The following is a 21,798-nucleotide window of genomic DNA, read 5'->3' as shown; positions in this document are numbered from 1 at the left end:
CGCCATGAGAGACATGGAGGGGTCATGACGGAACTGCCCCGCATCATCAGCGTCGACGACCACGTGATCGAGCCCGCCCACCTCTTCGAGACCTGGCTCCCGAAGAAGTACCGCGACCGCGGCCCCCAGCCCCTCACGGCCGGCATCGGCGAGCTCGCCTACGTCGCCGGCAAGTACCAGATCACGATGGACCCGGACGGACCGCCGACCGACTGGTGGATCTACGAGGACCTCAAGTTCCCGTACAAGCGCAACATCGCCGCCGTCGGCTTCGACCGCGACGACATGACCCTCGAAGGCATCACCCGGGCCGAGATGCGGCGCGGCTGCTGGGACGCCAAGGCCCGCCTCGCCGACATGGACCTCAACCACGTCGAGGCCTCCCTCTGCTTCCCCACCTTCCCCCGCTTCTGCGGCCAGACCTTCGCCGAGGCCCACGACAAGGAGGTCGCCCTCGCCTGCGTGCGCGCCTACAACGACTGGATGGTCGACGAGTGGTGCGGCGACAGCGGCGGCCGGCTCATCCCGCTCTGCATCATCCCGCTCTGGGACATCGACCTCGCCGTCGCCGAGATCAGGCGCAACGCCGCCCGCGGCGTCAAGGCCGTCACCTTCTCCGAGATCCCCACCCACCTCGGACTCCCCTCGATCCACTCCGGCTACTGGGACCCCTTCTTCGCCGTCTGCCAGGAGACCGGCACGGTGGTCAACATGCACATCGGCTCCAGCAGCCAGATGCCCGCCGCCTCCCCCGACGCCCCGCCCGCCGTCCAGGCCTCCCTCAGCTTCAACAACGCGATGGCCTCGATGATGGACTTCCTCTTCAGCGGCGTCCTCGTGAAGTTCCCCCGGCTCAAGCTCGCCTACAGCGAGGGCCAGATGGGATGGATCCCGTACGCCCTCGAACGCGCCGACGACGTGTGGGAGGAGCACCGCGCCTGGGGCGGCGTCCGCGACCTCATCCCCGAACCGCCGTCCACGTACTACTACCGGCAGATCTTCTGCTGCTTCTTCCGCGACAAGCACGGCATCGCGTCGCTGGACGTGGTGGGGCGGGACAACGCCACCTTCGAGACCGACTACCCGCACGTCGACTCCACCTTCCCGCACACCAAGGAAGTCGCCCTCGACCACGTCCAGGGCCTCGACGACGAGACGATCTACAAGCTGATGCGCGGCAACGCCATCCGCATGCTCGACCTCGACTTCGACCGGGGCGTCGACTTCGGGCGGGACGCCGTCTGATGGACCTCTCCTGCACCGACGAGGAAGAGGAGTTCCGCGCCCGCCTCAAGGCCTGGCTCACCCGGGAACTGCCCGGCCTCCCGCCGAAACCCGACCCCCTGGACTGGCCCGCGCGCCGGGCGTACGACTGCGGCTGGCAGCGCAGGCTGTACGACGCCGGGTACGCCGACGTCCAGTGGGACGCCTCCCCGACCCAGCGGCTGATCTTCCTGGAGGAGACCGAACTCGCCGGGGCGCCCTACGTCGGCGCCAACTTCGTCGGACTCCTCCACGCGGGCCCGACCATCGCCGCCGAGGGCACGCCCGAACAGCGCGCCCGCTGGCTGCCGCCGGTCCTGCGCGGCGACGAGGTCTGGTGCCAGGGCTTCAGCGAACCCGGCGCCGGCTCCGACCTCGCCTCGCTCCGCACCCGGGCGGTACGGGACGGGGACGCGTACGTCGTCACCGGCCAGAAGATCTGGACCTCGCACGCCGAGGTCGCCGACTGGTGCGAGCTGCTCGTACGGACGGACCCGGACGCGCCGTCCAGACACCGGGGCATCACCTGGCTCGCGATGCCCATGGACGCCCCCGGCATCACCGTCCGGCCGCTGCGCACCCTCGCGGGTTCGGCGGAGTTCGCGGAGGTCTTCCTCGACGAGGTGCGCGTGCCCGTCGAGAACCGGGTCGGCGAGGAGAACGACGGGTGGCGCGTCACCATGGTCACCCTCTCCTTCGAACGCGGCACCGCCTTCGTCGGCGAGGTCGTCGCCTGCCGCCGCCTCCTCGGCGAACTCGCCCGCACCGCCCGGAAGAACGGCACCTGGGACGACCCCGTCCTGCGACGCCGCCTCGGTAGGCTCTCCGCCGAGTTCCAGGCCCTGTGGCGGATCGTCCAGGCCAACGTCAGCGAGGCCCAGGCGACCGGCGGGGTGCCCGGCGCGGGCGGCTCCGTCTTCAAACTGCACTACTCGCACGCCCGCCAGGAGCTGTACGAGGCCGCCGCCGCCGTCCTCGGCCCCGACGCGCTCGACCTCGGCCGCGACTGGACCCTGGACCGGCTGTCCTCGCTCTCGTACACGATCGCGGCCGGCACCTCCCAGATCCAGCGCAACATCGTCGCCGAGCGCATCCTCGGCCTGCCGAAGGGCCGGTGACCCCCGCCATGGACTTCCGACTCACCGAGGACCAGCGGGCCCTGCGCCGAGGCGTACGCGACCTCCTCGAAGGCCGCTTCGACCGGGAGGCCCTGCGGGCCGCCGTGGACGCGGGCGGTGCGCTGGACCGGGCGCTGTGGCGGGAGCTCGGGGCGGCGGGATTCTTCGCGCTGCGGGTCCCGGAGGAGGACGGCGGCGTGGGGCTCGGCCTCCCCGAGGCGGTGCTGGTGTTCGAGGAGGCGGGACGGGCGCTGCTGCCGGGCCCGCTGGTGGCCACGCACATGGCGGCGGGGGTCGTGCCGGGCGCCGCGGAGGGGGACGTGGTCGTCACCGCGGTGGAGGAGGGGCTGGTCCCTTGGCTGGACGAGGCGGACGCGGTGGTCGGGGACGCCTCCGGGGCCGTACCGATGCGGTCGGTGGATCCGCTGACCCCGCTGCACCGCGTGCCCGGCAACGCGGGCGCGACCGCTCTCGAAGCCGTTCTGCTCACCGCCGCCGAACAAGTCGGGAGTGCTGAGCGGACCACCGAGGCGGCCGTTTCCCACGCCCGCGAGCGGGAGCAGTTCGGGCAGGTGATCGGGGGGTTCCAGGCCGTCAAGCATCTCTGCGCCGGGATGCTCGTCCGTACCGAACTCGCCCGCGCCGCCGTCCGGGCCGCCTCCCTCACCGTCGACCCCGTCGAGATCGCCGGGGCCAAGCTCCTCGCCGACGAGGCCGCGACCGGAAACGCCCGCGACTGCCTGCAGGTGCACGGCGGCATGGGGTTCACCTGGGAGGCGGACGTCCACCTGCATCTCAAGCGGGCCTGGGTGCGGGCCGAGCTGCGGCTGCCCGCCGCGCGCGCCGAGGAGGCGGTGGCCGCCGGACTGTGACGTCCGGCATCGCTCTCCGCGCCCGTCGGGTCACGGAATGTTGATACCTGTCTGTGTCCTTGGGCGGGGCCGTCACGGCCCGGAGTCGGCCTCCGGCTCCGGTACGCTCCGTGGGATGCGAGTGCTCGTTGGCCCGGATCGTCCCGGTGTCGCCCCTGAGGTGACTCCGGGCCCGGGAATGCGCGCCGCTCGCGCCCCGAGGAGGCGCCCCGCGCGCTCCTGTTCGACTCCCCGCAGCGTGCGTCGCACAGTATGGACTACGCGTACTCCTTCGCGCTGGAATATGCCCGAAGCGCTTGTTGCGGTGACTGTACGTCAACCATGCTGTCTCACAAGGGAATCACGTTCTGTAAGGGCGTCGATGGCTGTGAGGCGCGAGGCGATGTGTCCGCCGGTTCGGATGGTGTGAGCGGTGCAGGTGCTTCAGGTTCAGTTGGAGGTCGGGCCGGACCCGGCGGAGGTGGGGCGAGCCCGGAGGTGGGCCCGGTCACGGCTCGCCGGCTCGGGCATAGGGGACGACGAGCCGCTGGCCGAGACGCTGGTGCTGATCATCTCCGAGCTCGTGACCAACGCCGTGGTGCACACCGGCTGTCCGGCCGTGCTGCGGATGCTGTTCGCGGCGGAGGGCGGGGTGCGGGTCGAGGTGGCCGACACGAGCGACCGCCCGCCGCAGCCCCGGCACGCCGAGGGCGAGGACACCAACGGGCGCGGCCTGGAGCTGGTCGACGGCCTCGCGGACCGGTGGGGCTGGCAGCCCGAGGGCGCCGGCAAGAGCATCTGGTGCGAGGTGGACCGGGCGGCTCCCGCCGCGCCTTCGCCGGGCCCGGGTCAGGGTGCGCGGCCGGGTCAGGGTCCGACGGCTTCCGTGTCCCCCGGCCGGGTGCGCTGTTGACGATTCGTGGCGTTTTGCCCACTCTGGTGTGAGCGATTCGTGGCGAGGGGAGCCGAGGGCCGTGTGCCCTCGGCGTGTGCGGGTCGCGGCCGGGTGGCGGCGGCGCCGTGCCGTGCTCGGGGCGCGCGCGAGCGCACCGCCACCCGTGAAGCCCGTGAAGCGCGTGATGTACCGGCTCAGAGGATGGCGACCGGTGCCACCGGTGTACCGGTACCGCCCACGAAGGGTTCGGGCATCGCCGAGAGCAGGAACGCATGGCGCCGCTCTTGTGCACAGGCTGTGGACAGAGATTCCAGATTCCAGTTCTGCCCCTGGAGCATCCCCATCTCGACCAGGTCGAGGGCGTGCACGGGCAGCCACAGGTCCTCGATCTCCGGCGGGAAGATCTCGAAGGTGAGGGTGTCGTTGGCGACGGCCGCGACGTCCCGGGCGTGGAACCACTCCGGCGTGCGGATCGAGAGCCCCGGCGACGGGAAGGCGTACCCGTGCCGGTCCCCGGCCGCGTACAGCTGCATCTGACCCGTCCGTACGAGCACGATGTCGCCGGACCGTACGGTCACCCCGCCGAACTCGGCGGCCTCGTCCAGGTCCTCGGGGGTGACGGCGTGGTCGCCCGGCAGCCGGTCCAGGCCCTTGGCGGCGGCCACGTCGAGCAGGACCCCGCGGCTCACGATGTGCCGGGCCGTGTGGATGCCGCTGAACTCGGAGCGGCCGTGCGGGGTGATGGTGGCGGCCGGGCGGCCGTTGTAGAGGTGGCCCGAGTGGGAGACATGGGTCAGGGCGTCCCAGTGGGTGCCGGCCTGGAGGCCGAGGGTCACGGCGTCGTCGCTGGTGGCGACCGTGCCGGGGCCGAAGAGCTCCTGGTTGATCTGGACCATGACGTGGAGCGGGTTGACGCGGCCGGGGATCATGCCGGTCTGGACGCCGTCCTGCTTGAGGTCGACGGCGAGGGGGATGCGCAGACCGGTGCGGACGGTGGCGGCGGCGTCCCGTACGACCTCGTCCGTGACGAGGTTGAGGGTGCCGATCTCGTCGTCCTGGCCCCAACGGCCCCAGTTGTTGACGCGCTTGGCGATCTCGTGGAATGCGGCGGGCAGAGACATCGGGGCCTCCGGGGTCTTGTTCTCACGTATCTGACGGGTCGTAGAATCCTGACGACGAATGAATCTAACGGACCGTCAGAAACTGCGGGAGGGGCCGGGCGTGGGGAACTTCTTGGCTGGCAAGGTCGTCGCCGTGACGGGCGCGGGACGGGGCATCGGCCGCGCCGTGGCCCTCGCGTGCGCGGCGGAGGGCGCGAAGGTCGTCGTCAACGACTACGGGGTGTCGATCGAGGGCGGTGAACCGACCTCGGAAATCGCCCTCTCCGTCGTGAAGGAGATCGAGGCGGCGGGTGGTGCAGCCGTCGCGGTCGCCGACGACATCTCGACGATGGCGGGCGGACAGCGGATCGTCGACGTCGCCCTCGCGGAGTACGGACGCCTCGACGGCGTCGTGTGCGTGGCGGGCATCCTGCGCGAGCGGATGCTGTTCAACATGTCCGAGGAGGAGTGGGACCCGGTCGTCGCGACCCACCTGAAAGGCACGTTCACGGTCTTCCGGGCGGCCTCGGCGGTCATGCGGCGGCAGGGTACGGGGACCCTCATCGGCTTCACGAGCGGCAACCACCAGGGGTCGGTCGCCCAGGCCAACTACTCGGCGGCCAAGGGCGGGATCATCTCCCTCGTACGGTCGGCGGCGCTCGGCCTCCACAAGTACGGGGTGACGGCGAACGCGGTGGCGCCGGTGGCGCGGACCCGGATGTCGGCGAACGTCCCGATGGAGCTGAAGGAGATCGGGGAGCCGGAGGACGTGGCGGCGCTCGTCGTCTACCTGCTCTCCGAGCGCGCCCGCGAGGAGAAGATCACCGGCCAGGTCTACACGATCGCCGGCCCGAAGATCGCGGTCTGGGCGCAGCCCAGGGAGCTGCGGGCCGGGTACGCGGAGGGCGGCGCCTGGACCCCGGAACGGATCGCGGACTTCCTGCCGGGGACGGTGGGCGTGGACCCGATGCCGATGCTGGCGCGCCTGGAGGAGATGGCACGGGCCGCGGCGGCGGGCGACCGCCCCAACACGGGCACGGGCCCCGGCACGAGCACCCGTACCGACGCGAGCAAGGAGAACGGCTCATGAGGGGCGTGGTGTTCGACGGGAAGCAGGTCCAGGTCGTCGACGACCTGGAGGTACGGGACCCCGGCGCCGGGGAGGTGCTGGTCGCGATCGCGGCGGCCGGGCTGTGCCACAGCGATCTCTCGGTCGTCGACGGGACGATCCCCTTCCCGCCTCCCGTCGTCCTCGGGCACGAGGGCGCGGGGGTGGTGGAGGCGGTCGGTCCGGGGGTCACGCACGTGGTCCCCGGCGACCACGTGGCCCTCTCGACGCTCGCGAACTGCGGGGCCTGCGCGGACTGCGACCGGGGGCGGCCCACCATGTGCCGGAAGGCCATCGGGATGCCGGGGCAGCCGTTCTCGCGGGGTGGCCGGCCGCTCTACCAGTTCGCGTCGAACTCGTCGTTCGCCGAGCGGACCGTCGTGAAAGCGGTCCAGGCGGTGAAGATCCCCCAGGACATCCCCCTCACCTCCGCCGCCCTCATGGGCTGCGGCGTCCTCACCGGCGTCGGGGCCGTACTCAACCGGGCGAAGGTCGACCGGGGTGACACGGTCGTCGTCATCGGCACGGGCGGGATCGGGCTCAACGTCATCCAGGGGGCCCGGATCGCGGGCGCGCGGACGATCGTGGCGGTGGACACGAACCCGGCGAAGGAGGTGGTGGCCCGGCAGTTCGGCGCGAGCCACTTCCTGACGTCGACGGACGGCGTACGGGACCTCCTGCCCACCGGGGCCGACCACGTCTTCGAGTGCGTCGGACACGTCGGCCTCGTCCGTACGGCCATCGAGCTCCTCGACCGGCGCGGCCAGGCGATCCTCCTCGGCATGACGGCACCGAAGGCGGAGGCGAGCTTCCTGCCGGCCGCGATGTTCCTCGACAAGTCGATCCTGGGCTGCCGGTACGGCTCCTCCCGCCCGCAGCGCGACATCCCGCTCTACGCCGAGCTGTACCTGTCGGGCCGCCTCCTCCTCGACGAACTCGTCACCGCCACCTACCCGGTGGAGGAGTTCGCGAGGGCGGTGGAGGACGCGGAGGCGGGGAAGGTGGCCCGGGGGGTCCTCACTTTCTGAGCGCGCGGTACGCCGCCACCGTCCGGTCCAGGGCCTCCTCGACCGGCGTGGCGACGGCGCCGAGCCGCTCCTTGACGAGCGCGGAGTCGACGACGAACGGCTCCGCGAACTCGTAGCGCATCTCGATCAGCTCGCGCACGGTCCGGTTGACCGCGCCCATCACGTACAGCGCCGCCGTCGGCATCCGGCGCAGGCGGGCGGCACCGGGGCGGCCGGTGGCGCGGTGGGCCAGGTCGACGAGTTCGCGGGTCGTGCGGGTGCGCGGGTCGTTGGGGAGGTGCCAGACGCGGCCCGGAGCGTCGGGGTGCCGGCCGAGGAGGGCGAGCGCCTCCCCGATGTCGGGGATGTAGGTGTAGGTGTGGGGCTGGTCCGGATCGCCCAGGACGGTGGCGGTGCGGCCGGCGAGGAGGGCCGGGACGACGAGGTCACCGAGGTTGGACTGGGCGCCGCCGCGCGGCCCGAAGTAGTCGGAGGCGCGCCCGATCGCCACCTCCACGCGCCCGGCCCGGTGGGCGGCGAGCAGATCCTGGGCCATCCGGCCCCGGAGGCGGCCCTTGCGGGTGGTCGCGGCGTCGGGGGTCTCCTCGGTGAACGGCCGGCCCCCGGGCGGCCCGTAGCTGTAGACGTTGTCCATCGAGACCATCCGGGCGCCGCTCGCCTCGGCCGCGGCGAGCACGCCGGCCTGGAGGGCGGGGAACTCCTGCTGCCAGCGGTGGTAGGGCGGGTTGAGGGCCTGGTAGACGACGGCCGCGCCGGCCGCGACGGCGGTGGTGAACGCGGGATCGGCCGCGTCACCGGCCGCCACCTCGACACCGTCGGGGACGTCCGCCCGGCCGGACCGGTTGACGACGCGTACGGACTCCCCCTGACGGACCAGCGCCTCGGCGACGGCCGTACCGACGGCACCGGAGCCGAAGATCACATGGCGGGGGTTGGTGGTGTGCTTCATGCGTCGACCTCGCGTCGGAAGCCCGGGCCGGTGGTCCGACCGGGGGTGGTGGCGGGCAGGAGTCTGTGGAGCAGGACGCCGGAGAGGGCGGAGAAGGTGAGCGCCCCCGACAACGAGGTGGGAAAACGAGGTGGGCCTCACGGGTGTGCGTCGTTACGGTCCTGAGCATGTCCTATCGCGAGCTCGCCACCCGTCCCGTTCTCGCCTGGTCCGCCGTCACCGTCGCCGGCCGGCTGCCCGTCGCCATGGCGCCCCTCGCCCTCGTGTTCCTCGTCCGGGAGCGGCCCGGCGGGTACTCGCTCGGGGCCGTGCTCGCCGCCGCGTACGTCATCGGGGAGATCATCGCCGCGCCCGTCCTCGGACTGCGGATGAACGCCGAGCGGGCCCGGCCGCAGCTCGTCGCCGGACTCGCGGTCGGGGCCGCCGGGTTCGCGGGTCTCGGACTCGTGCCCGGGGCGCATCCCGTCGTGCTCGCAGCCCTCGCCCTGATCGCCGGCGCCGGGCCCGCCGCCGTGCCCGGCGGGCTGCGCGCGCTCCTCACCAGCCTCGTCCCCGAGCGGGCCGTGACCCAGGCGATGAGCATGGAGTCGGTGCTGACCTTCGGCATCTGGGCCGCCGCTCCCGCCCTCGCCACCGGCCTCGCGCTCGGCGTCGACCCCGCCGTACCCCTGCTGCTCATGGGGGTGCTGATGGCCGTGTCCGTCCCCGGCCTGTGGGCGCTGCCGTCCGGCTGGCAGCAGGCGGCCAAGGAGGACGGCACGTCGCTGCGGCGGTCGCTGCTGCGGGCCTGGCCGGTGTACGTCCTGGGGGCGGCGAGCCTGACCCTGCTCGCGCTCGCCGAACTGATCCTGCCCGCCCTGCTCGAACAGCGCGGGATCGGCATCGGCTGGGCGGGGCCCCTGCTCGCCGGGTTCTCGATCGGTTCGGCGGTCGGCGCGTTCGTGTACGGCCTGCGGGGGCACTGGCCGGGCCCGCTCGCCGTCCAGTCCCTCGTCCTGGTCCTCGCGGTGGCCTCGGGCGTCGCCCTGGTCGCCCTCCTGCCCTGGGCGGCGGCGATCGCCGTGGCCCTCGTCGTCGCCGGGCTCCTCCAGGCCCCTGCCATGCTCACCCGGAACCTGGCCCTTCGGCAGCTCCTGCCGCCGTCCGCGCTCGCCGCCGGGTACTCGGTGATGTACGCGGCCGTCGGCGCCGGTTACGCGGCGAGCGGCACCCTGGCGGGCGGCCTGCTCAAGGTCGTCGCCCCGTCGACGGCGATCCTCTGCGGGGTCGGTCTGACCGTGCTGCTCACGGCGGCCGGCGCGGTGGGGGAGCGGCGGCTCCTGCGGGAGACGCCGGACTCTCAGGAGGAGGCGTCCCAAGCGGCCTCCGCGGCCTCCGAAGCGGCCTCCGCGGCCTCCGAAGCGGCCTCCGCGGCCTCCGAAGCGGCCTCCGAGGACGCCGACGCGGCCGTGCGGAACGTCCGCCGGTAGGACGTCGGTGTCACCCCGATCGCGCCCATCAGGTGCACCCGCAGCGACTGCGCCGTGCCGAAGCCGGCGTCCTGCGCGACCCGGTCGACGGGCAGGCCGGTGGACTCCAGGAGGTGCCGGGCGCGTTCGACCCGCTGCTGGGTGAGCCACTGGCCGGGGCTGATGCCCACCTCGTCGCGGAAGCGGCGGGTGAACGTCCGTACGCTCATCGCCTCCTTCTCGGCCAGGTCCCGCAGCTGGATCGGCTCGTGGAGGTGGGCGAGCGCCCAGGCCCGCGCGGTGGTCGTGGTGTGGGTGCCGGCCTCCGGCAGGGGCCGCTCGATGTACTGGGCCTGACCGCCGTCCCGGTGCGGCGGTACGACGGTCCTGCGGGCGACGTCGTTGGCGACCGCCGTGCCGTGGTCGCGGCGCACGATGTGCAGGCACAGGTCGATCCCGGCGGCCACGCCCGCCGAGGTGAGGACGTCGCCGTCGTCGACGAACAGCACGTCCGCGTCGACCCGTACGCGCGGGAAGAGCCGCTGGAAGTGCTCGGCAGAGGACCAGTGGGTGGTGGCCGGGCGTCCGTCGAGGTACCCGGCGGCGGCGAGCACGTACCCGCCGGTGCAGATGGAGACGAGCCGGGTGCCGGGCCGGATGTGGGCGAGCGCGGCGGCCAGTTCGTCGGTGAGCCGGCCCTCGTCGTAGACCGGACCCAGCTCGTACGAGGCCGGTACGACGACGGTGTCGGCGGTGGCGAGGGCCTCCGGGCCGTGCTCGACGTGGATCGAGAAGTCCGCGTCCGTCGGCACCGGGCCGGCGACCGGCGCGCAGGTCACGATCTCGTACAGCAGCCGCCCCTCGGCGTCGTGCGCACGGCCGAAGATGCGGTGCGGGATGCCCAGTTCGAAGGGGAGCAGACCGGGCAGCGCGAGCACGGCGACGCGGTGCGGGGACGGGACGGTCGGCCTCGGTGACGAGGGCACGGGCGGTGCTCCCTCCGGATATTCACTGGTGGTCCAGACCACACGGGTGATAGGTCAGCTGTCCGTGACGGACAACACGTACAAGTCTGAGGCCGCCGAGCGGATTCCCGCCCCGGCCGAGCCGCCCGCACTGTGGAACCGTAACTTCCGGCTCTTCTTCGTCGCCCGGGGAGTCGCCGTCTTCGGCGAGGGCATGGTCCCGGTCGCCTTCGCCGCCGGACTCCTCGGCGCCGGCCACTCCGGCGCCACCGTCGGCTACGCGCTCGGCGGCTGGACGGCCGCCTTCGCGCTCTTCGTCCTCTTCGGCGGCGTCCTCGCCGACCGCTTCACCGCCCGCCGCATGATGATCCTCGCGGATCTGCTGCGGCTGCCCGGAGCGGCCGTCCTCGCCGTCACCTTCACCCTCGGCGGCCCACCGCTCTGGGCGGTCTACACCCTCTCCGTCCTCAGTGGCGTCGGCGCCGCCCTCTTCCAGCCCGGTGTCGCCTCCACCATCCCGCGCATCGCCCCCGACGTGCAGCGCGCCAACGCCGTCCTCCGTGTCGTCGAAGCCCTCATGATCATGGCCGGACCCGCGGCGGCGGGCGTGCTCGTCGCCGTGTGGAACGCGGGCGCCGCCTTCGCCGTCAACGGCATGACCTTCGCCGTCAGCGCCCTCTGCCTCGCCCTGATGCGGATCGCCCCGATCCCGTCCGACTCCCTGCGGCGCGACTCCCTCGGCGCCGAGCTCGCAGGAGGCTGGCGCGAGTTCAAGGCCAGGAACTGGCTCTGGGGAGTCATCGCCATCTGGACGGTGTACGGACTGACCGTCGCCGGACCCATGGTGCCGCTCACCGCGAGCCTCGTCACCGAGGACCACGGCTCGGCCACCTACGGCGTCCTCATGGCCGTCAACGGCGCGGGCAGCGCCGTCGGCGGCCTGCTCGCCCTCCGGCTGCGCCCCCGCAGACCCCTCGCGGCGGGCGCCGTCGCCCTCCTCGGCCTCCCCGTGAACCTCGCCCTTCTCGGCCTGGGCGCGCCCGCGGTGCTGCTCGGCGCGGGCCAGTTCATCGGCGGGGCGGCCTTCGCCTTCTGGCTGGTGATGTGGTCGACGGCCGTGCAGACCCACGTCCCGCAGGAGGCCCTGAACCGGATGCACGCGTACGACGTGGCCGGCTCGCTCCTGATGATGGGCGTCGGCCGCACCCTGTCGGGGCCGGTGGCGGCGGCGGTCGGCACGGAGGCGGTGCTGCTGACGGGGGCGGGGATCGCGGTCCTCGTGGTGGCCGCGCTGCTCGTCGTACGCCCGATCAGGACGTTGCCGAGGGTGTGAGCGGCAGCGCGGCCTCCGGCCCGTGTCCCGACCGGGGCCCGATACGCGACCCGGCCGGGCCCGATCCGCGACCCGGCCGGGGCCCGACAGTTCGCCGGCCGTCAGCCCGGTCCGCGGCCCGGCTGTCGGCCCGATCCGTGGCTCGATCCGTTTGAAAGCTGTCGTCCGGGCCAATGGTCGGACCCAGGACGGACCGGGATGCTCGATGGCATGGCCCAGACAACCGAGACGCCCGCCCGTACGCCCGACGGGCAGACCCCCCGCGTCCCCCGTACCCCCCGAGTCCATCGCGCGTGGTTCGTCGCGGCGGTCACCTTCGTCACGATCATCGGCGCGGCGGCGTTCGCGTCCCTCCCGGGCCTGCTGATCGAACCGCTGCACAAGGAGTTCGACTGGTCGCGGGGCACGATCGGCTTCGCCGTCTCGGTGAACCTCGCCCTCTACGGCCTCACGGCCCCCTTCGCCGCCGCCCTCATGGACCGCTTCGGCATCCGCCGGATCGTGGCGGTCGCCCTGTCGGTCATCGCGCTCGGCTCGGTGCTCACCGTGTGGATGACGGCGGCCTGGCAACTCGTCCTCTTCTGGGGCGTGCTCGTCGGGCTCGGCAGCGGCTCGATGGCCCTCGCCTTCGCCGCGACCGTCACCAACCGCTGGTTCGTGGCCCGCCGGGGCCTGGTGACCGGCATCCTCACCGCCGCCGGGGCCTCCGGGCAGCTCGTCTTCCTGCCGCTGCTCTCCTGGCTGGTCGAGCACCACGGCTGGCGTCCGGCGGCCGTGACGGTGGCGCTCGCCGCCCTCGCGGTGGTCCCCTTCGTGTGGCTGCTGCTCCGCGACCACCCGGCGGACGTCGGACTCGCCCCGTACGGCGGGGAGTACGCGGAGAAGCCCGCGCCCGTCACGGGCGCAGCCCGCCGCGCGGTCACGGTCCTGTTCAAGGCGGCCCGCACCGGCCCGTTCTGGCTCCTGGCGGGCACGTTCGCGATCTGCGGCGCGTCCACGAACGGTCTGGTGAAGACCCACTTCGTGCCGGCGGCCCACGACCACGGGATGCCGGTGACGGCGGCGGCCGGACTGCTCGCGGTCATCGGGGTCTTCGACGTCGTCGGCACGATCGCCTCGGGCTGGTTCACCGACCGCTTCGAGGCCCGCCGCCTCCTCGCGGTCTACTACGCGCTCCGCGGCGTCTCGCTCCTGTTCCTGCCGATTCTGCTCGCGCCGTCCGTGCACCCGCCGATGCTGTTCTTCATCGTCTTCTACGGCCTGGACTGGGTGGCCACGGTCCCGCCGACGATCGCCCTGTGCCGCGAGCACTACGGCGAGGACTCGGCGATCGTCTTCGGCTGGGTCCTCGCCTCCCACCAGGTCGGCGCGGCGGCCGTCGCCTTCGCCGGCGGAGTGGCCCGCGACGTCTTCGGCTCGTACGACGTCGTCTGGTACGCCTCGGGTGCGCTGTGCGCCGCGGCGGCGCTGATGGCCCTGGTGATCCGCCGACCCCGGAAGGAGACGTTGTCCCTGGCCGGAGCATGATGGTCGGCAGGGGGTGATCGCACATGAGCGGTCGAGACGTGGGCGTGCGTGACGTGGGCGTTCAGGATGCGAGCGGGCGGGATGCGGGCGTTCGGGATGCGAGCGGGCGGGACTCGGGCGGGCGTGGCGAGGGGCGCACGTACGGCCGGATGTTGTGGGCCTCGGTGCTCGCGCTGGCCCTGGAGGCGGCGCTCGCCCTGATCCTGCTCGTCGTGTTCGGTGACGCCGGGCAGCCGGAGCCGGGCGAGGAGCGCCTCAGCGCGCTGACCCTCCTCGCGCTCCCGTTCCTCGCGGTGTTCTGGCTGCTTCCGGCGTTCGCGGTCTCCGCCGCGCTCGTGCTGCCGATCGTGCTCCTCGGCGAGGCCCTGACGCGCCGGGCGGGTGGCCGCCCGACCGGCTGGCAACTGCTCCTGTCGACCGCCGCCGGGGCCCTGCTGTGGCCGCTCGCCGAAGGGCCGGGCTGGCTGGTGGCCACGGTGTGCCTGGCCGCGGCGGTGCTCGTCACGCGCCACGCGCGGCGGGGCTACTTCGTGGCGCTGCTGGTGTGGGGGACGGTCACGGTGCTGACCGTGTTCCTGCTCTGCACCCTCGGCCTGTACACGGGCGTGATCGACGCCTGAGGCCCCGCGCGGGGGTCCGGGTCGGGGTGCGCCCCCACGCTGAGGACTACGAGCTCAGCCGTCCGAACCTCCCCCGGTGGAACAGCAGCGGGTCCCCGTCCTCCTCGGCGCCCAGCGACTCCACCCTCCCCACCACGATCAGGTGGTCGCCCCCGGTGTGCACGGCGGTGATCGCACAGTCCAGCCAGGCGGGTGCGCCGGACAGCCGGGGTGAGCCCGTGGTCGGGGCCGGGGTCCAGTCCACGCCCGCGAACTTGTCCGCGCCGCTCACCGCGAACGACCGGCACAGCGGGCCCTGGTCGGCGCCGAGGATGTTGACGCAGAAGGTGCCCGCCCCCGCGATCCTGGGCCAGGTGGTCGACGTACGGGCGACCATGAAGGCGACCAGGGGCGGGTCGAGGGAGAGGGAGGCGAAGGACTGGCAGGCGAACCCGGCCGGTCCTTCCGGGTCGAGGGCGGTCACGATCGTGACCCCGCTCGCGAAGTGGCCGAGCACGCGGCGGAATTCGGCCGGGTCGACGGGCGGTCGCTCGTCCTCCCGTACCGCGCGCAGTACCGGCCGGGGCAGTGGTTCCACGGCCGTCGGCGAACCGGCCGCTCTCAGGTGTCGGACGGCGGTGGCCGCCATCCCCGCGTGTCCCATCACATCACCCATTGAAACTGACGATGCGTCAGATAGGAAGCCCCTGCACGACGAGAGCCCCCGGGGTGACGGCAGGACCGCCGCCCCGGGGGCTCTTCGTTCGTACGACCGCGGGATCAGCCGGCGACGGCCCCCGTCGACCGGGTCCAGGCGGTGCCCGAGGTGTGCCCGGTCCGGTGGGCGGTCACCTTGACGGTGATCCGGGTCCCACGCTGGGCCTTGGTCGGGGTGAACGTGCCACGGGTCGCCCCGCTGATCGCCCGCCCGTTCGCGTACCACTGGTACGCGTACGAGGTCGGCGCCGGCGTCCACGCCCCCCGGTTCAGGGTGAGCGTCCGCCCGACCTTCACCGTGCCGGTGACGTACGGAGCGGTGGTCGCCTTCGGCGCGAGGCCGGTGGCGACCGTGTAACCGGCCGTCGTGGAGGCCCCGCTGAGGTGCCCGGTGCGGTGGGCCGTCACGGTCACCGTGAGCTTCTTGCCGAGGACGGACGCGACGGGCACGTACGAGGACCCCGTGGCCCCCGGGATGGCCACGCCGTTCGCCCGCCACTGGTAGGCGTACGAGCTCGGCGCGGGCGACCAGGTGCCGACGACGGCCGACACCTTGCTCCCGACCCGGACGGTGCCGGACACGGAGGGCGCCTTGGTGACCTTCGGGGCGATGCCCTTCACGACCACCGAGCCCGTGACCGCGGTGAGCGTCGGGTGCCCGGCCTTCCGCGCGATCACGGCCAGAGAGAGCTGCTTGCCCTGGAGCGTGAAGGGGATCGTGTACGTGGAGGCCGTGGCCCCCGCGATCGCGACCCCGTTCGCCCGCCACTGGTACGCGAGCGAGTCCACCGGAAGCGACCACGAACCGGCCTTCGCCGTCACCTTCCCGCCGTCGACCGCCGTACCGGAGATCCCGGGCGCGGCGGTGTTGCGGAGGGCGGCGACGACGGTCACCGACGGCTTCATGAACTGCGCGCCGAACGCGTACACGCTGGTGCTCAGCGAGCCGAGCGGCGCGTTCGTCAGGTCCAGGCCCACCGTCATGCTGCGCCGGTCCGGCGCGACGGAGAGGGTGGTGGACTCGGCCCGGAAGGACCCGTTCGTCACGACGACCTTGGCGGAGCTGTGCAGCGCCGAGCCGGAGACGGTCATGGAGATCTTGCCCCGGCCGACCGTGGCCGGGCCGACGGTGCCGACGGTGCGTTCGTCGGGGCCGCAGATGTAGCGGTCACAGGAGAACTGCGCCTTGACCGGCGTCGAGGCCTGCGCGGGCTTCTCCGGCAGGCCGATCACGAGGGTGGTCGGCTTGGCCGTCTTCGCGGAGCCGCTGCCGGGCAGACCGCACTTGTAGATCTCGCCCTCGCTCGTGTACCAGCCGCCGCAGAAGTTCACCCGGCTGGTCCGGTCGTACATCCGGGGCCGAGGCATGGACTGGAAGGTCCCGGCCGGGGTGAACGCCACGTTGAAGTCGTCGCCCTCGCCGGTCGGGAGCGCCCAGCACAGCGTGGAGTGCTGGTCGCTGAGGGTGCCGGTGAGCGGACCGAAGCCGTAGGCCACGTTCGCGACCTTGGTGCACTCCGGGGCGGGCCCGGCGGGCGTGCCGATGCGGGCGGCGTCGAGCCGGTAGGCGGCGGTCGCGGTGCCGCCCGCCGGGACCTGGAGGAGCACCTGGTAGGCGGCGGAACCGGTGGCTGCGCAGCCCTTGGCGAAGTAGTCGCAGACCACGTCGCCCTTGGCGTCGAACGCCATGAGCCGGACGGCGTCGTTCGTGTCCCGCACGTCAAGGTGCAGGGTGTCCCCGGCGGCGGACGTCGTGACCTTGCGGCACTGGAAGGTGCCGGGCGCGGCCGGAACACCCCCGGTGGACGGGCCGCCGGCGGCGACGGCCGGGGTGGTGACGCAGCCGCGCGCGGTGGCGGTGACGTCCTGGCGGGTGAGCACGGTCTCGGCGGTCATGTCACGGCCCTGGACGAGGACCGTGTGGGCGAGGCCGGGGGTCAGGTCGCAGACCGAGAAGGTGCCGTAGTACGTGCGGATCTCGCAGCTGACCCTGCCGTTCGCGTCCACCACGACGGCCTCGGCGGACGAGTCGCCGGCGCCCTTGGCGATCTGGAACAGCTCGTTGGGGGAGTGGGCGTCGGCGGGGATCGTCAGGCAGTCGGCGAACACGCCGCCACCGGTCTTCACGACCGACCGGGCCGGGGCCGCGCTGAAATCACCGGCGGTGAAGGTCCGGCAGGCGGAGGGCGCGTCGGTCCGGTGGACGACGAGGCCGTAGCCGTCGCCGCCCTCGGCCGGGTCCTCGTCGGTGACGACCGCGCGGTAGGGGGCGGTGCCGCCGAGCGTGCAGGTGGCGTCCCACAGGTTCGTGGCGTAGAGGCACTGCTCGGCGCCGGTGCCGTCGTACACCTTGATCTCGGTGGAGCGGTCCGACTGGATGGCGACGTGCGCGCCCTGCGGCAGCGGCAGGTTCAGGCAGTCGACCTCACCCGGGGCGGAGAACGTGCCGCGGTACGCGGCGGCGAGCGTGACCCCGTCCACGCAGCCCGCGGCGGACTCGCCGCCGAAGAACTGGACGGTGTCGTCGGTGAGGACGGTGTACGTCGTGCCCGCGGTGAGCGCGCAGAGCGTTTCGTAGCTCAGGCAGGCGTAGGTGCCGTCCTGCGCGTACACGGAGACGCTGTTGCGGTGGCCGTCCTCGCTCACGGCCCGCACGTCGTAGCGGCCGGACACGGTGGGCGTGACGGTCTTGCAGCCGGTCGCGGGCCCGGACCGGTCCGGCGGGGTGCCGTAGACGGACGGGGCGACGGTGACGCAGCCCTTCGGGTCGGACAGCCGGCGGACCTTCAGGGTGTAGGGGGCGCGGGTGCCGTCCCCCTCGTCGTCGACGACCCCGTAGACGCGGTAGCCGCTGGTGCCCTCGGGCAGGACGCAGCCCTCGGAGTCGTCCTGGTTGCGGTCCACGCAGAGGCGCTTGCCGGTCGCGTCGGAGATCCAGGCGAAGGAGTCGCCGTAGGCGACGCGCTGCAGCTCCTTCGTGATCCGCTCGCCCGGGGCGGCGGTGAAGGAGTGGCAGACGACGCCCAGCGGGCCGGCGCCCGTGCCGGTCGCCGGTGCCGTGTCGTAGGCCGTGCCGGGCACGGCGGGGCAGTCGCCCTGGGCGGTGGCCATGAGCGGGACGAGAGAGACCCGGTTCTGGGCGGTCTGCCAGTCGGAGTTGGTGAGCTTGAGCGTGTACCGGCCGACGGCCAGGTCGCACCAGGCGTCCTTGTAGACCCAGGCCTGGCACGCCACCCTGTCCTCACCCGCGTACAGCGCAGGGTGGGTGTCGTAGCTGCCGTCGATGAGGATGCGGTGCGTGCCGGGCTGCTCCACGGTGACGGTGAAGCAGACGGTGCCGTCCGGCTCGATGGTGACCTGCTCGGCCGCGTCGCCGGGCTCGCCCAGGGGGGCGAGCGGCAGGGCGGGGCAGGTGTCGGCGGTGGGCTCGGTGCTGGGCGTCGGCTCGGCGGTCGGCTCGTCGGTCGGGTCCGTCGGCTTCGTCGGGTTCGGCGTCGGTTCGACGGTCGGCGTCGGCGCGGCCGTCGGGTCCGTCGTCGGGGACGGCTCGGGAGCGGACGTCTCGGGCGCGGGCGCCGTCGCGCCCTGAGCCGGAGCCGCGGTCGCGGGCGACGGCGTCGGCGTAGGCGTCGCCGCCAGGGCCGTGCCCGCCGGGAGCATTGGGCTCAGGAGCGCCGTCAGCAGGGCCGGGACGAGCAGAAGTGATCTACGGGATGTACGGGATCTTCCGGATTTTCTGGATCTTCCAGAACCTTCGGATCCCTCGCGCGAGCGCGCGGAGTTGGGCATTCCGTTCCCCCCGGAGCGGCAGTGTGTGGCATATGCGGCTCACACGATAAAGCCCCGGTGGGACAGCCTTCGCTACCGCCCCTCGTACCGCGCCTCCCGCCGCTCCACGAAGCTCGCCACCCCTTCCTGCGCGTCCCGCGTCGTCATGTTCATCTCCTGCGCCGTCGCCTCCGCCGCGAACGCGACGGAACGGTCCACATCCAGCGACGCGTTCACGAGCTGCTTCGTCAGGGCGAGCGCCCGCGTCGGCCCCTGGGCCAGCCGCTCCGCCCACTCCCGGGCCGTCTTCTCCAGGTCCTCGGCCGGGACGACCCGGTTCACCAGACCCATGCCGTACGCCTCCGCCGCCGGCACCGCGTCCCCGAAGAACATCAACTCCTTCGCCCGCTGCGGCCCGATCAGCCGCGGCAGCAGATACGCCCCGCCGCCGTCCGGGACGAGCCCACGCCGCACGAACACCTCGATGAACTTCGCCGACTCCGACGCCAGGACCAGGTCGCAGGCGAAGGCGAGGTGCGCGCCGATCCCCGCCGCCGTCCCGTTCACCGCCGCGATCACCGGCTTCTCGCAGTCCAGTACGGCCCCGATGAAGCGCTGCGCCCCGAGCCGGATCATCCGGGCCACGTCCCCCACCACCCTTTCCCCGGCGGCCGGCGCACCCCGCAGGTCCGCGCCCGCGCAGAAGCCGCGCCCGGTGGCGGTGAGGACCACCGCCCGGACGTCCGGGTCCGCGGAGGCCTCGGCGAGCAGGGCGATGATCCGCTCCCGCTGGTCCCAGGTGACCGCGTTCATCGCCTCGGGGCGGTTGAGGGTGATCCACGAGACGCCGTTCTCGACGGCGTGCAGTACATCGGTCATGACCGGTCTCCCAGGGCGGTTCAGCGGCAGACCGCCAGCGCGTCCAGGGCCACCGCGCCCTGGCCCCGCGGCAGCACCATCAGCGGGTTGATGTCGAGTTCGGCGAGGTCGCCGTCGAGTTCGAGGGCCATCCGCTGCACCCGCAGCACCACCTCGACGAGCGCGTCCACGTCGGCCGGCGGCGCACCCCGTACCCCGTCGAGAAGGGCACGGCCGCGCAGCTCGGCGAGCATCGAGCGGGCCTCGTGCTCCCCGAAGGGCGGGACCCGTACGGCCGTGTCGTCGAGGACCTCCACCAGGACCCCGCCGAGGCCGACCGTGACCGTCGGGCCGAACAGGTCGTCGCGGGTCACGCCCACCACCATCTCGACCCCGCGCCCGACCATCTGGCAGACCAGGATCCCGTCGAGGTCGATGGACTCGAAGCGGGCGATGTCGGTGAGGTCGCGGTACGCGTCCCGGACCTGGCTCGCCGAGGTCAGCCCGACCTTCACCAGGCCCAGCTCCGTCTTGTGGGCGAGCTGTGCGCCCGAGGCCTTCATCACCACCGGGTAGCCGACGAGCCCGGCGGCCCGCACGGCCGCCGCCGCGCTGGTGACGAGCTGCTCGCGGGGCACCCGTATCCCGTACGCCCGCAGGAGCTGCTTCGCCGCGTGCTCGCTGAGCCGCCGGCCGGGCCGCATGAGGGCCTGGGCCTTGCGGAAGGAGGGGGAAGGGGTGCGGGGGGCCTCGTCGAAGGGGGAGCGGTATCCGGTGGTGAAGCGGTGGTGGTCGAGGTAGGCCTTCACGGCGCCGATGCAGTTGGCGAAGGTGCGGAAGGTGGCGACCCGGGAGGAGCCGAGGAGGGTCGTCCGGTAGGCCTCCTCCGTCCCGACCGGGGACCCCCACACCACGCACACCAGCTTGTCCGTCGCCTCTGCGGCGTCGACGAGGTCCTGGGCGAGCTTGTCGCTCATGGGAGGGAAGGGCCCGGTGATCGGACAGATCAGCACCCCGACGGAGGGGTCGGCGAGGATCGCGTCGATGATCTTTCGGCCGCGCCAGTCGCCGACCGGGTGTCCGCCGTTGTCGACGGGGTTGGCGACGCTCAGGTACTCCGGGATCCACTGGTGGAGTTCGTCCTGCTTGGCGTCCGGGAGGGTGGGCAGCCGGAGGCCCGCCTCGGTGGCGAGGTCGGCGAAGTGGGCGCCGGTACCGCCGGAGATCGAGTAGACGACGACGCCGTCGGCCTGCGGGCGGCGGGCGCGGGCGAGCAGGGTCGCGGTGTCCTGGAGCTGGTCGAGCCCGTCGACCCGGATGACTCCGTACTGGCGCATGGCGGCGTCGACGACCTGGTCGGCGCCGGTGAGCTTGCCGGTGTGGGAGGCGGCGGTACGGGCCCCGGTCTCGGTGCGGCCGACCTTCACGGCGACGACGGGGACGCCGTGGCGGGCGGCCCGGTCGGCGGCGAGGAGGAAGGAGCGGCCGTCCTTGAGCCCCTCGACGTAGCAGGCGATGGCGCCGACCTCGGGCCGTCCGGCGAAGTACGAGATGAAGTCGGAGGTCTCCAGGTCGGCCTCGTTGCCGGTGGGCGCCCAGTGGGAGAGGCGGACGCCGAGCTCCTGGAGGGTGAAGACGGGCCGCCCCTGATGGCCGGACTGGGTGATGAGGGCGACGGCGGGGCCTTCGAGGTCCTCGCGGAAGCGCTCGAAGGCGTTGAGGTTGGTGTTGGGGCCGAGGAGGCGGAGTCCGGAGCGGCGCACGGCGGCGGCGAGACGTTCCTGCGCGGCGGCGCCGGCCTCGCCGGTCTCGGCGAAGCCGGAGGCGAACGCGACCGCGAACTTCACCTTGGTCTCGGCGAGTTCCTCGATGACGGGCAGCGGGTCGGCGACGAGGAGGACGGCGAGGTCGACGGGTTCGGTGAGCGCGCCGACGGAGGGCACGCAGTCGATCCCGAACACGCTGGTACGGGTCGGGTGCACGGGCACGAGCCGGGCGCCGACCCGCTCGGCCCAGGCGAGCAGCTGCCGGGTGATCCCGGTGTTGGGTCGCCCCTCGGTGTCGGACGCGCCGACGACGGCGACGGACTCGGGACGGAAGAACCGGTCGAGGTCGGGCACGGGCGCGTGCAGCGGGCGCCCGCTGACGTCCTGGTCGCCGGGGGCGGCGGTGACGCCGTGCACGGTCGTGCGGGGCGACTCCCCGCAGGCGACCACGCGGGCGCGGAGATCGGTGGTGAAGGTGCCGTGAGTCGATCCAAGCATGTGTTCC

The 21,798-nt window shown here is 73.1% G+C and carries 16 protein-coding genes and 1 pseudogene; 10 read left to right on the top strand and 7 right to left on the bottom strand.

The features are described from left to right. Nucleotides 1–24: 24 nt before the first annotated feature. From OG259_RS18040 to OG259_RS18025, 4 genes are all read left to right on the top strand, one after another. Nucleotides 25–1,245, top strand: a complete 1,221-nt coding sequence (locus OG259_RS18040; RefSeq protein WP_328943193.1) for an amidohydrolase family protein — start codon at nt 25–27, stop codon at nt 1,243–1,245. Further along, nucleotides 1,245–2,381 (top strand): acyl-CoA dehydrogenase, encoded by a 1,137-nt coding sequence (locus OG259_RS18035; protein ID WP_328943192.1) that lies wholly within the window; start codon nt 1,245–1,247, stop codon nt 2,379–2,381. The genes OG259_RS18040 and OG259_RS18035 overlap by 1 nt, the downstream gene beginning before the upstream one ends. An 8-nt stretch (nt 2,382–2,389) precedes the next feature. Continuing rightward, on the top strand, nt 2,390–3,253 hold the full coding sequence (locus OG259_RS18030) for an acyl-CoA dehydrogenase family protein (protein ID WP_328943191.1): 864 nt from the start codon (nt 2,390–2,392) through the stop codon (nt 3,251–3,253). 412 nt (nt 3,254–3,665) lie between these two features. Then, nucleotides 3,666–4,145: an ATP-binding protein gene (locus OG259_RS18025; RefSeq protein ID WP_328943190.1), complete on the top strand. Its 480-nt coding sequence runs from the start codon at nt 3,666–3,668 to the stop codon at nt 4,143–4,145. Between the two features lie 176 nt (nt 4,146–4,321). Here the strand turns inward: OG259_RS18025 and OG259_RS18020 are convergent, their stop codons facing one another. After that, a complete protein-coding gene (locus OG259_RS18020) occupies nt 4,322–5,248 on the bottom strand; it encodes a cyclase family protein (RefSeq protein WP_328943189.1) in 927 nt (308 codons plus the stop codon). 100 nt (nt 5,249–5,348) lie between these two features. On the opposite strand from OG259_RS18020, the gene OG259_RS18015 reads away from it, so the two are divergent. Next, nucleotides 5,349–6,317: an SDR family oxidoreductase gene (locus OG259_RS18015; protein ID WP_328943188.1), complete on the top strand. Its 969-nt coding sequence runs from the start codon at nt 5,349–5,351 to the stop codon at nt 6,315–6,317. Next, nucleotides 6,314–7,363: a Zn-dependent alcohol dehydrogenase gene (locus OG259_RS18010; RefSeq protein WP_328943187.1), complete on the top strand. Its 1,050-nt coding sequence runs from the start codon at nt 6,314–6,316 to the stop codon at nt 7,361–7,363. Before OG259_RS18015 ends, OG259_RS18010 begins: the two co-directional genes overlap by 4 nt. Here the strand turns inward: OG259_RS18010 and OG259_RS18005 are convergent. Then, nucleotides 7,353–8,312 (bottom strand): NAD-dependent epimerase/dehydratase family protein, encoded by a 960-nt coding sequence (locus tag OG259_RS18005; protein WP_328943186.1) that lies wholly within the window; start codon nt 8,310–8,312, stop codon nt 7,353–7,355. The genes OG259_RS18010 and OG259_RS18005 overlap by 11 nt on opposite strands. 167 nt (nt 8,313–8,479) lie before the next feature. Here OG259_RS18005 and OG259_RS18000 point away from each other — a divergent pair. After that, nucleotides 8,480–9,637: pseudogene (locus OG259_RS18000) on the top strand (MFS transporter); the annotation flags it as partial. A 14-nt stretch (nt 9,638–9,651) separates the two neighbouring features. Here OG259_RS18000 and OG259_RS17995 read toward each other — a convergent pair. Next, the gene (locus OG259_RS17995; protein WP_328943185.1) at nt 9,652–10,746 is read right to left on the bottom strand and encodes a GlxA family transcriptional regulator; all 1,095 of its coding nucleotides are present in this window, start codon (nt 10,744–10,746) and stop codon (nt 9,652–9,654) included. A gap of 58 nt (nt 10,747–10,804) precedes the next feature. Here OG259_RS17995 and OG259_RS17990 point away from each other — a divergent pair, with 58 nt between their 5' ends. The 3 genes from OG259_RS17990 (at nt 10,805) to OG259_RS17980 (ending at nt 14,205) form a co-directional block, all read left to right on the top strand. Further along, the gene (locus OG259_RS17990) at nt 10,805–12,058 is read left to right on the top strand and encodes an MFS transporter (protein WP_443052133.1); all 1,254 of its coding nucleotides are present in this window, start codon (nt 10,805–10,807) and stop codon (nt 12,056–12,058) included. Nucleotides 12,059–12,268: 210 nt separating this feature from the next. Then, nucleotides 12,269–13,585 carry an MFS transporter gene (locus OG259_RS17985; protein WP_328943184.1) on the top strand — a complete coding sequence of 439 codons (1,317 nt, stop codon included), beginning with the start codon at nt 12,269–12,271 and terminating at the stop codon, nt 13,583–13,585. 149 nt (nt 13,586–13,734) lie between these two features. Beyond that, nucleotides 13,735–14,205 (top strand): hypothetical protein, encoded by a 471-nt coding sequence (locus tag OG259_RS17980; RefSeq protein ID WP_328943183.1) that lies wholly within the window; start codon nt 13,735–13,737, stop codon nt 14,203–14,205. A 46-nt stretch (nt 14,206–14,251) separates the two neighbouring features. Here the strand turns inward: OG259_RS17980 and OG259_RS17975 are convergent, their stop codons facing one another. The 4 genes from OG259_RS17975 to OG259_RS17960 all read right to left on the bottom strand — a co-directional run bounded on the left by OG259_RS17975 (nt 14,252) and on the right by OG259_RS17960 (nt 21,791). Then, complete coding sequence (locus OG259_RS17975; protein ID WP_328943182.1) at nt 14,252–14,860, bottom strand: flavin reductase family protein; 609 nt, start codon at nt 14,858–14,860, stop codon at nt 14,252–14,254. A 104-nt stretch (nt 14,861–14,964) separates the two neighbouring features. After that, on the bottom strand, nt 14,965–18,561 hold the full coding sequence (locus OG259_RS17970) for a hypothetical protein (RefSeq protein ID WP_328943181.1): 3,597 nt from the start codon (nt 18,559–18,561) through the stop codon (nt 14,965–14,967). 201 nt (nt 18,562–18,762) lie between these two features. After that, entirely contained in the window at nt 18,763–19,548 is a 786-nt protein-coding gene (locus OG259_RS17965; RefSeq protein ID WP_328943180.1) for an enoyl-CoA hydratase/isomerase family protein, read from the bottom strand. A 20-nt stretch (nt 19,549–19,568) separates the two neighbouring features. Beyond that, the gene (locus OG259_RS17960) at nt 19,569–21,791 is read right to left on the bottom strand and encodes an acetate--CoA ligase family protein (RefSeq protein ID WP_328943179.1); all 2,223 of its coding nucleotides are present in this window, start codon (nt 21,789–21,791) and stop codon (nt 19,569–19,571) included. Nucleotides 21,792–21,798: the final 7 nt, after the last annotated feature.

The sequence above is a fragment of the Streptomyces sp. NBC_00250 genome (assembly GCF_036192275.1).
GTDB lineage: Bacteria > Actinomycetota > Actinomycetes > Streptomycetales > Streptomycetaceae > Streptomyces.
This window is presented reverse-complemented; position numbering and strand designations above follow the sequence as displayed.